Genomic DNA, 13,321 nt, shown 5'->3' with positions numbered 1-13,321 from the left:
GAAATATGTTCTGTAAGAAATTTCTTAATTTTCTTACTTATATATTTGTTATTTGAACTCAGATATAGTTATAATATGTAATAAGATATAGATGAGGAGTTGATTATGAATGAAATTTCTATCATTCAAACACAATGACAGAACTTCATACGGTGTCAAAGTAAAACGTGAAGATGCTGTTTGGGATTTACCAATGGTCTTTGCAGAATTTGGTGAAGAAGATTTCCATCCTAAAACATTATTACAAGGCTTACAACAAAACCAAACACTAGATTTCCAAGAACAAGTGCGTAAAGCAGTAGTGGCTGCTGAAGATAGTGGAAGAGAAGAAGAATTTAAAATTTCATTTAACGATGTAGAGTTTTTACCACCTGTCACTCCACCTAATAACGTCATCGCATTTGGACGTAATTACCAAGATCATGCAAGCGAGTTAAATCATGAAGTTGAACGTTTATATGTATTCACTAAAGCTGCATCATCTTTAACAGGTGATGAATCAACAATTCCTAATCACAAAGACATTACTGACCAATTAGATTATGAAGGCGAATTAGGTATCGTCATCGGTAAATCAGGTGAGAAGATTCCTAAAGCTTTAGCCTTAGATTATATTTACGGTTATACAATTATTAATGATATTACTGACCGTACAGCACAAAATGCTCACGACCAAGCTTTCTTATCTAAAAGTTTAACTGGTGCTTGTCCAATGGGGCCATATATCGTAACAAAAGATGAACTTCCTACTCCTGAGAATGTAAACATCGTTACTAAAGTCAACAACGAAATTCGTCAAGATGGTAGTACGGGAGAAATGATTCTTAAAATTGATGAATTAATCGAAGAAATTTCTAAATATGTTGCATTACATCCAGGCGATATTATCGCTACTGGTACACCTGCAGGCGTGGGTGCAGGTATGGAACCACCACAATTCTTACAACCTGGCGATGAAGTTAAAGTTACGATTGATAATATTGGTACGTTAACAACTTATATTTCTGAAGATAAATAATAAATGCTTTTCATTTATGTCTCTGTACTCTAATGAGTTTTAGACATGAATTTTTTAGAAACTACTTTATTATTTAAAGTGCATCCTAAAAGTTGGAGTAAAATTGAACTTTTTAGGGTGCCCTTTTTCTTGGAATAATATCATAAATTTAAAATGATGATTATTTTAATGAAGTTGTGAAATAAAAATAAGAGTGATGCTATCATTAACATTTCCTAAATATGTTATGATAGTTGAGAAAAATATATATGGGGGGACACATATGTTACATGTCCATATTTTAAGTTGGGTTTTAGCAATTATTTTGTTTATCGCGACTTATTTAAACTTTTCAAAAGTTCAAGGTGCAACACCTTACTTTAAACCATTACATATGGCATTGCGTTTATTCATGCTACTCACATTGATTTCCGGTTTCTGGGAATTAATAAAAGAGTTTGTTGCTGCTGCACACGGTGGCGGCGGTAACCACATGTTATTAACATTCAAAATGTTATGTGGTTTAGCGGTGATTGCTTTTATGGAAGTATCTATTGCGAAAAGAAAGAAAAAAGAAGAAGGGCATAAATTCTTTTGGATTACAATTGCATTAATTGTTATAACTATGGTCATCGGTATTATTTTACCATGGGGTCCTATAACTAAAATGCTTGGTTTAGGATAGAATTGAATATAAATAATAAGCTGCGTACGTTACCACAACGGTACATACGCAGCTTTTTAATTTTATCTTGCTTTGTAACCTATCATATTGATTAAATCTTTTGGATGACTGTAAGGAGGGGCATAAGCGACTTCAAATTCTGTTAATTCATCAACAGTCATTTGATTCATCATTGCCATTGACATAATATCTATTCTTTTGTCTACGCCTTCTTGACCGACTGCCGCAGCACGTAAAAGTTTACGAGAATCCTTTTCAAAGTAGACTCTTAAATGAAGGGGAGTATTTCCTGGGTAATAACCTGCATGCGCGCCTTGTTTCACTTCGACCATTTCATAATTGAAATAGTCAAGTTCAATAGGTTTTACGCCAACACTCGCAAGTGTATAATCAAAGAATTTAACAATATTTGAACCTAGATAGCCTTTAAATGAAATAGAAGCATCTCCAGCTAATTGTTCGGCAATAATACTTGCACCACGGTGTGCGCCCCATGCAAGCGGAACTTGTGCTTGCAAATCAACGTGACGATAAAACGATGTAATGACATCTCCTAAGGCATAAATATTAGGAATATTAGTTTGAAATTTGTCGTTCACTGGTACAAAACCATGTTCATCTAATTGAACATTTGAAGATTGAATAAACTTAGAGTTTGGATGTGTTCCAACACCTTCAATAATGAGGTCGTAATTTTCAACTTTACCAGAGGTGAAAGTGACTTGATGTTGATCAATTTTACTAATTTCTTCATTGAATCTATAAGAGATATTTCTTTTTTCTAATTCATCAATAATAGGTTGATTCATATCTTGATCCATTAGTTTGTTAATATGATTTGAGCGATGGATCAAAGTCACGTTCAAGCCACGTTCATGTAAATTTTCTAATACTTCTAAAGAAATGTAACCTGCACCTACGACGAGTGCATGCTTTGCATCCGTTTCACTTATAAATTGATCAATCGCTTCAGTATCTTCAAAGTTTCTTAGAGTGAATGCAATATCACTTTCGAAACCTAAAGAATTAGCGTCAGCACCAGGGCTTAATATAAGTGTGTCATATGATTCTTCAAAAGTTTCTCCAGATTGTCGATTGCATACAGTCACAGTTTGTTTATCATCATTAATTTCTATAACTTCATGATATGTTTTGACTTTAATTTGCTTTTTCTGATAAAAAGTTTCAGGTGTATAAGCCAATACGTTATCTCGTTCGTTAACGATTTCGCCGATATAATAAGGTAAAGCACAATTTGCAAAGCTCATGTCTCTGTCCTTTTCAAAAATAACTATCTCGCTTTCTTTATCTAAACGGCGAATTTGACTTGCGCAAGTAGCGCCACCTGCAACCGCACCGACGATAACAATTTTATTCACGATGTAAACTCCTTTATTTGTTTATAGGAAGGAAACTTCTATGAACGTCTTCCCATTTACGATTTGTATATATTAGTAATAACGTAGATTTAAATCAAAGAAATCATTTAAGTAGCGACCAATGCCATCGTTATTATTACTGTATGTTGTATGATTTGCTACATCTTTTAAGTCTTGCAATCCATTGTCCATGGCAATACCGTATGTAGCATATTTAATCATTTCTATATCATTATCTTCGTCGCCAAATGCAATAATTCGATCGTCTGCGATATTGAGATATTGTTTTGCATATTCAATGCCTCGTGCTTTATTAATACCACGTTTAACGATTTCTATTACTGGAAAAGGTGCGCCCCAACGACGATGTTCAATATTTTCAGCATAAAAATGAGTGAGCATATCTTTAATTTCTGGAATATTATCTTCATCTGCTTCAACGAGTAAAGAAGTTGGAGATTCATTCAATTGCTCTAATAGATTACCTGTTTGTATTTTAGGATTCCCCATTGAAAAGCCTTCAAATAGACGGGGATCATGATTATTAATAAAGACATAATCTTTTACTTCAGCAATGATGTTAGTTACATGTGATTGTTGAAGAGCAGTAATGATATTCTTAGATATTTCAACATCTAAAACTTCATGAATTGTTTCAAAATCTTGAGCTTTTGGATGATGTACATAAGCGCCGTTAAAATTAACAACGGGTGTGTTCATGTTTAATTCATGATAGTAGATTTGACTTGCTCTATAAGGTCGACCAGTAGCAATCATAATGTAATGGCCGCGTTGTTGTAATTCAGTTAAAACTTGTTTTGTATAAGATGAGATTTCTTTGTTGTCGTTTAATAATGTTCCATCTAAGTCTAGACAAATTAAATATGGTTGCATAAATGACTCCTTGTGTTTCGTATTATCATGTATCAGTATCATAGCATTTTATTGGCGTTTTGTCGGATATTTGATATATTAGTATAAAGATAATTTAGAGAGGTGATACTCATGGAGGAAGCTTTAAAAGATAGCATCCTAGGAGCTCTTGAAATGGTTATTGACCCTGAATTGGGCATTGATATTGTCAATTTAGGTTTAGTATATAAAGTTGATGTAGACGACGAAGGTCTATGCACAGTTGAAATGACATTGACTTCTATGGGATGTCCTTTAGGACCACAAATTATAGAACAAATTAAAGGTGTTTTAGCAGAAATTCCTGAGATTTCTGATACAGAAGTTAATATTGTTTGGAACCCACCATGGAATAAAGATATGATGTCTCGTTATGCGAAGATCGCTCTAGGTGTTGGATAAATTTGTGTTTTTAAGGAATAGTTACACATTTTCTTTGTGAAAATGATAGTAGCTATTCTTTTTTGTGTGGAAAATGATAAAAAATATTTATGAAGTGATTATTTAACCTGAAATGGAGTTAAGAAATTTTTAATAAAATCAAACTGCTATTTAAATTGAATTAATGTTACAAATATATTACAATGTTTAACACTTACTACTTTTCGGGGAAAATTAATTCTCACATTAAAATAAATAACTTTATACTTTATTAATAGTATAATTAATAATATTGTGAAGAATTCGACATAAGTTGATAATGAGACACCAAGAATGGAACATAAGGTAATTAGTCAATTTACGGGAAAAATTGAATAAAATGTTTTATTCGAAGAGTGTGATTGAGAAGTTTGTCACTTCAATGAATCATTGTTAGAAGCTCAATTTATTTATTTTTAGAAATTTATTATTAATAGGGAATGACTATAAAAAATGGAAAAAGAATTAAAGAAAGGTCATCAACGCGGTAAAAAAATGCGTTATATGCCTGGACTTGATGGTTTGCGCGCAATTGCGGTTCTTGGAATTATTATCTATCACTTAAATAAGAAATGGCTCACTGGCGGTTTCTTAGGAGTAGATACTTTCTTTGTTATCTCAGGTTTTTTGATAACAAGTCTATTATTAAAAGAATATGAAGAAACAGGAATTATTAACCTTAAAAGTTTCTGGATTAGACGTATAAAAAGACTTTTACCTGCGGTGTTAGCCTTATTGATTGTGGTTGGTTTTGCAACACTTGTTCTTGAACCTGATAATATCGTTAGGGTCAAGCATGACATTATTGCCGCAATTTTTTATGTATCTAACTGGTGGTATATAGCTAAAGAAGTTAATTACTTTGAACAATTTTCATTTATGCCATTAAAACATCTATGGTCTTTAGCTATTGAAGAACAATTTTATCTGTTCTTCCCAGCAATATTAATTTTATTATTGATGACAATGAAGAAGTATAAAAATGTAGCGCTTGTATTTTGGATTATTTCTTTAATTTCACTTTTATTAATGGTTGTAATTTCTCAACCACATATGAATCATTCACGTGTATATTTTGGCACTGATACAAGACTACAAACATTACTGTTAGGTGTACTTCTTGCATTTATGTGGCCACCATTTAAACTTAAGGCAAATCCACCTAGGGCACTAAAAGCAACTATTGATACTGCCGGAATAGTCGGTTTGTTATTTTTAGTTGTTTTATTCTTTACAGTTAAAGATGAGAGTGACTGGATTTACAATGGCGGGTTTTATCTCATCTCAGCTATGTCTTTACTTATCATAGCGAGTGTCGTTCATCCTGCTACATTGGTATCTAAAGCCTTAGGTAATCCATTGTTTGTCTATATTGGTAAACGGTCATATAGTCTGTACTTGTGGCATTTTCCTATAATTAGTTTCATTCATAGTCATTATATAGACGGGCAAATTCCAGTTTATGTTTATTTCTTAGATATCATATTAACTGTTATGTTTGCCGAATTATCTTATCGATACGTAGAGACACCTTTCAGAAAGCAAGGACTTAAAGCGTTTGCTATTAAGAAGAGATTTAAACCTCAATTTATAAGAACTGTGGTAACAATTATATTAGCATTACCACTTATTCTGATACTTGCAGGTGCATTTGATAAATTAGGTAAAGATAAAATTTCTGATAAAGCACAATCATTTAATACAAATGAAAATGACAAATATCTCATCCATATGTTGCCTATTGATGACATTACGCTTACGAATGATGGAAAAACAAAAGAAGGTAAGAATGAGGATGAAGTGTATTCTGATATTAAACCATTACTAATCGGGGACTCGGTCATGGTCGATATTGGTGAACAGTTTAAATCTAGAGTTCCGAAGGCAAATATTGATGGTAAAGTGGGGCGAAACTTGTATCAAGCACTTCCATTAGTAGATAGCAATTATAAGAATTATAGTAAATCTTCTGACCAAGTTGTTTTAGAATTAGGTACTAATGGGGATTTCTCAAAAGAGCAATTAGATGATCTAATTGATAAATTTGGAAAAGCTCAAGTCTACCTTGTTAATACGAGAGTGCCAAGATCATATGAAGGCCATGTGAATCAGTTAATGGCAAATGCTGCTAAAAGTCATAAGAATGTAAAACTTGTTGATTGGTACAAACGTTCAGAAGGGCATACAGAGTACTTTGCTCCAGATGGTATACATCTTGAAAATAGCGGTGTCGAAGCTCTAACAGATGAAATATTGAAAAATATGAAAAAGAAATAGGTTTAATGAGAAACTAGTTTGACGTTAATCAGCTAACGTTGGGCTAGTTTCTTTTTATGTAATTAAAGGTATAAAGAAACTAGATATTGTAGAATTTATTTTCAAAAATTAATAGGGAAAAAGGTCAAAAAATAAGTGTAAATTGTTGAATATTGATGAAAGAGGGTCTATAATATAATTAAGGTCAAAGAAAGTCAAAGTCAAAAAACATTTGCTTTAGACCTATTTACTCTAAATAAATAGAGGTGAAAAAATTGGATATTAATCAAATGACTTACGCTGTTCAAGGCGCTTTACAAAAAGCAGTCGAAATCAGTAAAGAATATGAATTACAAAATATTGAAAATGAAGCACTTCTAAAAGCAACATTAGAAGAAAGTGAAAGTTTATTCAAAAGTGTATTAGAAAGAGCAAATATTGATGTCGATCAATTAACGAAAGCTTATGAAGATAAATTAAAAAATTATCCATCAGTACAAGGAGATAATGTACAATACGGACAATATATTAGTCCGAAAGCCAATGAATTATTAAATAAAGCAGAAACATATATGAAAGAATATGAAGACGAATTCATTTCTATGGAACATATATTACGTGCTGCTATGGACATTGATCAAACAACGCAACAATTTATTGGTAATAAAGCAGAAGTTATCAAAGAAATTATCACAAAAGTAAGAGGGGGAAATCATGTGACAACTCAAAATCCAGAAGTAAACTACGAAGCTTTAGAAAAATATGGTCGTGACTTAGTAGAAGAAGTTCGACAAGGTAAAATGGATCCTGTGATTGGTAGAGACGAAGAAATTCGTAATACAATTCGAATTTTAAGTCGAAAAACTAAAAACAATCCTGTATTAATCGGAGAACCAGGTGTAGGTAAAACTGCCATCGTAGAAGGTTTAGCACAACGTATCGTTAAAAAAGACGTGCCTGAATCATTACTAGATAAAACGATTTTCGAACTCGATTTAAGTGCCTTAGTCGCTGGTGCGAAATATAGAGGTGAATTTGAAGAACGTCTCAAAGCAGTACTTAAAGAAGTGAAAGAATCAGAAGGTCGTATTATTCTATTTATAGATGAAATTCACATGTTAGTCGGCGCTGGTAAAACTGAGGGCGCAATGGATGCAGGAAACATGTTGAAACCAATGTTAGCACGTGGTGAATTGCATTGCATTGGTGCAACAACGTTAAATGAATATAGAGAATATATTGAAAAAGATTCTGCCTTAGAGCGTCGTTTCCAAAAAGTAGGTGTCAGCGAACCAGATGTTGAAGATACAATTTCAATCTTACGTGGTTTAAAAGAACGTTATGAAGTGTATCATGGTGTTCGTATCCAAGACCGTGCGCTAGTCGCTGCGGCTGAATTATCAGATCGTTATATTACTGATCGATTCTTACCTGATAAAGCGATTGATTTAGTAGACCAAGCTTGTGCGACAATTCGTACTGAAATGGGCTCTAATCCAACTGAATTAGACCAAGTTAATCGTCGTGTAATGCAGTTGGAAATTGAAGAAAGCGCATTGAAAAATGAATCTGATAATGCAAGTAAACAACGACTACAAGAACTACAGGAAGAGCTTTCTAATGAAAAAGAAAAACAAGCATCATTACAATCTCGTGTAGAACAAGAAAAAGAAAAAATAGGTAAATTACAACAAAAACGAGCTGAATTAGATGAAAGTAGAAAAGCCCTCGAAGATGCACAAACAAATAACAACCTTGAGAAAGCTGCAGAATTACAATACGGTAAAATTCCACAATTAGAGAAAGAATTAAGAGAGTTAGAAGATGTCTTCCAAGATGAAACAGGTGAAGACAGCGACAGAATGATTCGTGAGGTTGTATCTGATGAAGAAATTGGCGATATTGTAAGTCAATGGACAGGTATTCCAGTCTCTAAACTTGTAGAAACTGAAAGAGAGAAATTATTGCACCTTGGCGATATTCTTCATAAACGTGTCGTTGGCCAAGACAAAGCAGTAGACTTGGTTTCTGATGCAGTAGTTAGAGCACGTGCAGGTATCAAAGATCCAAATAGACCTATTGGTAGCTTCTTATTCTTAGGACCAACAGGTGTAGGTAAAACTGAATTAGCTAAATCACTTGCTGCTTCACTATTTGATTCTGAAAAACACATGATTCGAATTGATATGAGTGAATACATGGAGAAACATGCAGTCTCTCGTTTAATTGGTGCTCCTCCAGGCTATGTTGGTCATGATGAAGGCGGACAATTAACTGAAGCAGTTAGACGAAATCCTTATTCAGTTATTTTATTAGATGAAGTAGAAAAAGCGCACAGCGATGTCTTTAATGTGCTACTTCAAATATTAGATGAAGGTCGACTTACTGACTCTAAAGGACGTAGTGTTGATTTCAAAAATACAATCATCATCATGACAAGTAATATTGGATCACAAGTGTTACTTGAAAACGTTAAAGACGCTGGAGAAATTAGCGAAAGTACTGAGAAAGCGGTAATGGATAGCTTACATGCTTATTTCAAACCTGAAATCTTAAACCGTATGGATGATATTGTATTATTTAAACCATTATCAGTTAGTGATATGAGTATGATTGTCGATAAAATCTTAACTCAATTAAACATTAGATTATTAGAGCAACGAATCTCAATTGAAGTATCTGATAAAGCTAAAAAATGGCTAGGTGAAGAGGCTTATGAACCACAATTCGGTGCCAGACCATTAAAACGTTTTGTTCAAAGACAAATCGAAACACCACTTGCCCGCATGATGATTAAAGAAAGTCTACCTGAAGGTACAACAATTAAAGTAGATTTAAATTCTGACAATGAATTACAATTTGACGTTGAAAAAGCAGAAAATATTTAATGAAATAGAATGAATCAAACAAAGATCCAAGAAAGTGTGTGCAAGTCACCTTCTTGGATTTATTTTTTATTAAAGGATATTAATTTAAACGGCAGGGGTTTTGTAGTAGTATATATTTATACTTTTATTTTGTAATAATACACGAATGTATTTATATATCACTCATTAAATTAAAGGAGAAGACAACATGAAAATCAACACTAATTTTAACAACAACATTATACCTTATGACTATGCTGCAGGCGCACAACCGGTTGACTTAATTAACAATAATCCTATTAAATCATTTCCATTTAATGTAGTAGACTTGCCACCAGGTACACAATATATTGCTTGGACTTTAATTGATTATGATGCTGTTCCAGTATGTGGTTTCCCATGGATTCACTGGGTCGTGGCTAACGTGAGTGTCAATAGCGATACAATCGATATTGTTGAAGACTTTTCTAGAATTAAAAGTGACTTTGTACAAGGTAAGAACAGCTTTGCAACAGGTTTATTGGATGAAGATTTTTCAGAGATTGAAAATCATTATGTAGGACCTACGCCTCCAGATAAAGATCATTACTATGAACTTGTAGTTTATGCTTTAAGTGACAAGCTTAACTTGAAAAATGCTTTCTATTTAAATGAATTATTGCATCAAGTAGATTCTAAATTATTAGATAAAGCAAAAATTAATTTAGTAGGAAGAAAAGTTTAATGAAGCACCAACATTAATGACTTTATGAATGATTTAATAAGCTGTATTTGTTAAAAATAAAATAGAGTAAAAAAAGACGAGGTACGTTTGACACTGATGTCAACGTATCTCGTCTTTTATTCATGATGTTATGATTCGTATTGATCTGAACCTTTACTTGGTTTCATGATAGCACCAAAAATTGCTACAAAAATTGTAAACACAACAGCCATAATAATAGGGTTAATTACATTTAATGCTGGACCACTGTTTAGACTGTTTAATACAAAGTTTACCATTTCTAGCAATAATACTGCCCATATAAATGTCATGAGGTATTTCATTTGATTTGACCTCCGCTTTTATAATCGATATCTCTATTTTAAGTGAAATATTTAAATTTGTATAGTGTAAATCAATGCTTAACACATACATTGTAGCAATTTTGTTGTGACTGATGTTTTTAAAATGATTGAGTGTTGCATAGGCATTTTAAAAATTAAAATTGAAATAATATTGAAGCGGATACTTTTTTAAGTGTATAAATATAGGCCTTTAACCAACGAGGAAAAGTGAATCTACTTGAGTTTAAAAACAAGTATGTGTTAAATTAATACCTGGTATTAAAAATTTATTTAAGAAGGTGTACGACCATGAACGTGGGTATTAAAGGTTTCGGCGCATACGCTCCGGAAAACATTGTAGACAATGCCTATTTTGAGCAATTTTTAGAAACATCCGATGAATGGATTTCTAAAATGACTGGTATTAAAGAAAGACATTGGGCAGATGAAGATCAAGACACATCTGACTTAGCATATAACGCAAGTATTAAAGCAATTGAAGATGCAGGAATTCTACCTGAAGATATCGATATGATTATCGTAGCTACAGCTACAGGCGATATGCCATTCCCAAGTGTGGCTAATATTTTACAAGAGAGATTAGGAACTGGAAAGGTAGCCACAATGGATCAACTCGCTGCATGTTCTGGATTTATGTATTCAATGATTACAGCTAAACAATATATCCAATCTGGTGATTATAAAAATATTTTGGTTGTTGGTGCTGACAAATTATCTAAAATTACAGACCTTACAGACCGTTCAACAGCTGTGTTATTCGGTGATGGTGCCGGCGCAGTAGTGATGGGCGAGGTTTCTGAAGGTCGAGGTATCATCAGTTATGAAATGGGTTCTGATGGTAGCGGTGGAAAATACTTATATTTAGATAAAGAAACTGGTAAATTAAAAATGAATGGTAGAGAAGTATTTAAATTTGCTGTAAGAATAATGGGCGATGCCTCAACACGTGTTGTTGACAAAGCTGGTTTAACTTCAGATGATATCGATTTATTTATACCTCACCAAGCAAATATTCGAATTATGGAATCTGCAAGAGAAAGATTGGGTATAGAAAAAGAAAAGATGAGTGTTTCTGTTAATAAATATGGTAATACTTCAGCAGCTTCTATACCATTAAGTATTAACCAAGAATTGCAAAACGGAAAAATTAAAGATGACGATAATTTAGTCTTAGTTGGCTTCGGCGGTGGCTTAACTTGGGGCGCAATCGTTATCAAATGGGGAAAATAGGAGGATAACGTATGAATGAAAAAAACAGAGTTGTTATAACGGGTATCGGAGCCTTATCTCCTATCGGTAACGATGCTAAAACAACATGGGAAAATGCTTTAAATGGAGTTAATGGTATTGATAGAATTACACGTATTAATACTGATAATTATAACGTGCATTTAGCAGGTGAATTAAAAGACTTTAACATTGAAGATCATATAGATAAGAAAGAAGCGCGTCGTATGGACCGTTTCACACAATATGCAGTTGTTGCAGCAAGAGAAGCGGTACAAGATGCGAAATTAGATATCAATGATGATACAGCTGATCGTATTGGTGTATGGATTGGCTCAGGTATTGGTGGTATGGAAACATTTGAAACGGCACATACAACACTAGTCGAAAGAGGACCTCGTCGTGTGAGTCCATTTTTCGTACCAATGTTAATTCCTGATATGGCTACTGGACAAGTATCTATTGACTTAGGTGCTAAAGGGCCTAACGGTTCCACTGTTACAGCATGTGCGACAGGTACGAACTCAATCGGTGAAGCATTTAAAGTCATCCAACGTGGTGATGCTGATGCGATGATAACTGGTGGTACAGAAGCGCCAATTACTGACATGGCAATTGCTGGATTTAGTGCAAGTCGTGCTTTATCTACAAATGATGATAAAGAAACCGCATGTCGTCCATTCCAAGAAGGTCGTGATGGCTTTGTTATGGGTGAAGGCGCAGGAATCGTTGTCCTTGAATCATTAGAATCAGCTAAAGCACGTGGCGCAGAAATTTATGCGGAAATAGTAGGTTATGGTTCAACTGGAGATGCTTATCATATTACTGCACCAGCGCCAGAAGGTGAAGGCGGTTCAAGAGCAATGCAAGCTGCTTTAGATGATGCAGGAATCGAAGCGAAAGATGTTCAATACTTAAATGCACACGGCACAAGTACGCCAGTAGGTGACTTATATGAAGTTAAAGCAATCCAAAATACTTTTGGAGACGCTGCTAAAACATTAAAAGTAAGTTCAACTAAATCAATGACTGGTCACTTATTAGGTGCAACAGGTGGAATTGAGGCTATCTTCTCAGCCTTATCTATCAGAGACTCTAAAGTAGCACCTACAATTCATGCTGTGACACCAGATGAAGAATGTAATTTAGATTTCGTTCCTAATAAAGCTGAAGATTTAGAAATTACTTATGCGATGAGTAACAGCTTAGGCTTTGGTGGACACAACGCAGTGTTAGTATTTAAGAAATTTGAAGACTAATTGAATATAAATAAAAATCTTCAAGTGGGTTTATAGATGACGCACTTGAAGATTTTTTATATTGAAAATGAAATAACAATAGCTAAAACGAAATATAAGAGATTAATGAGTAATATAGGGTACTGGATAGTTGAATCCAGTGCCGCTTTTGTGGTTTATAGAGCTGATCTAAGTTTTGTTCCAAATGAGTGAAGTGTTTCAGTATGTATATATTTAAAAATATAATTCGCACATCTTTTTTATTTTGATAA

11 protein-coding genes are annotated in these 13,321 nt (G+C 33.5%); 8 read left to right on the top strand and 3 right to left on the bottom strand.

Going from position 1 to position 13,321, the window contains the following annotated elements; translation table 11 throughout:
• Nucleotides 1–109: 109 nt before the first annotated feature.
• Both JMUB898_RS09735 and JMUB898_RS09730 read left to right on the top strand, forming a co-directional pair.
• On the top strand, nt 110–1,018 hold the full coding sequence (locus JMUB898_RS09735; protein ID WP_002441813.1) for a fumarylacetoacetate hydrolase family protein: 909 nt from the start codon (nt 110–112) through the stop codon (nt 1,016–1,018).
• A 262-nt stretch (nt 1,019–1,280) separates the two neighbouring features.
• On the top strand, nt 1,281–1,682 hold the full coding sequence (locus tag JMUB898_RS09730) for a YisL family protein (RefSeq protein WP_037541255.1): 402 nt from the start codon (nt 1,281–1,283) through the stop codon (nt 1,680–1,682).
• Nucleotides 1,683–1,744: 62 nt separating this feature from the next.
• Here JMUB898_RS09730 and JMUB898_RS09725 read toward each other — a convergent pair whose 3' ends face one another.
• Both JMUB898_RS09725 and JMUB898_RS09720 read right to left on the bottom strand, forming a co-directional pair.
• Nucleotides 1,745–3,061: a CoA-disulfide reductase gene (locus tag JMUB898_RS09725; RefSeq protein WP_002441815.1), complete on the bottom strand. Its 1,317-nt coding sequence runs from the start codon at nt 3,059–3,061 to the stop codon at nt 1,745–1,747.
• A 72-nt stretch (nt 3,062–3,133) separates the two neighbouring features.
• Complete coding sequence (locus JMUB898_RS09720) at nt 3,134–3,955, bottom strand: Cof-type HAD-IIB family hydrolase (protein ID WP_044466319.1); 822 nt, start codon at nt 3,953–3,955, stop codon at nt 3,134–3,136.
• A 111-nt stretch (nt 3,956–4,066) separates the two neighbouring features.
• Between JMUB898_RS09720 and JMUB898_RS09715 the strand changes: the two genes are divergently transcribed.
• The 4 genes from JMUB898_RS09715 (at nt 4,067) to JMUB898_RS09700 (ending at nt 10,240) form a co-directional block, all read left to right on the top strand.
• Entirely contained in the window at nt 4,067–4,375 is a 309-nt protein-coding gene (locus JMUB898_RS09715; protein WP_002433201.1) for a metal-sulfur cluster assembly factor, read from the top strand.
• A 471-nt stretch (nt 4,376–4,846) separates the two neighbouring features.
• Nucleotides 4,847–6,670 (top strand): acyltransferase family protein, encoded by a 1,824-nt coding sequence (locus tag JMUB898_RS09710; protein WP_126501990.1) that lies wholly within the window; start codon nt 4,847–4,849, stop codon nt 6,668–6,670.
• Nucleotides 6,671–6,924: 254 nt separating this feature from the next.
• Nucleotides 6,925–9,537 carry an ATP-dependent chaperone ClpB gene (clpB, locus tag JMUB898_RS09705; protein ID WP_037541261.1) on the top strand — a complete coding sequence of 871 codons (2,613 nt, stop codon included), beginning with the start codon at nt 6,925–6,927 and terminating at the stop codon, nt 9,535–9,537.
• A 187-nt stretch (nt 9,538–9,724) separates the two neighbouring features.
• Nucleotides 9,725–10,240 carry a YbhB/YbcL family Raf kinase inhibitor-like protein gene (locus JMUB898_RS09700; RefSeq protein WP_002441820.1) on the top strand — a complete coding sequence of 172 codons (516 nt, stop codon included), beginning with the start codon at nt 9,725–9,727 and terminating at the stop codon, nt 10,238–10,240.
• A 128-nt stretch (nt 10,241–10,368) separates the two neighbouring features.
• Here the strand turns inward: JMUB898_RS09700 and JMUB898_RS09695 are convergent, their stop codons facing one another.
• Entirely contained in the window at nt 10,369–10,563 is a 195-nt protein-coding gene (locus JMUB898_RS09695) for a YjzD family protein (RefSeq protein ID WP_002441823.1), read from the bottom strand.
• Nucleotides 10,564–10,872: 309 nt separating this feature from the next.
• On the opposite strand from JMUB898_RS09695, the gene JMUB898_RS09690 reads away from it, so the two are divergent.
• Both JMUB898_RS09690 and fabF read left to right on the top strand, forming a co-directional pair.
• Nucleotides 10,873–11,814, top strand: a complete 942-nt coding sequence (locus JMUB898_RS09690; RefSeq protein WP_002441825.1) for a beta-ketoacyl-ACP synthase III — start codon at nt 10,873–10,875, stop codon at nt 11,812–11,814.
• Nucleotides 11,815–11,825: 11 nt separating this feature from the next.
• Nucleotides 11,826–13,070, top strand: a complete 1,245-nt coding sequence (fabF, locus tag JMUB898_RS09685) for a beta-ketoacyl-ACP synthase II (protein ID WP_002441827.1) — start codon at nt 11,826–11,828, stop codon at nt 13,068–13,070.
• Nucleotides 13,071–13,321: the final 251 nt, after the last annotated feature.

The sequence above is a fragment of the Staphylococcus caprae genome (genome assembly GCF_003966625.1).
Classification (GTDB): Bacteria; Bacillota; Bacilli; order Staphylococcales; family Staphylococcaceae; genus Staphylococcus; species Staphylococcus caprae.
Note: the sequence above shows the minus strand (reverse complement) of the source record. Positions and strands in the feature narration are given on the sequence as shown.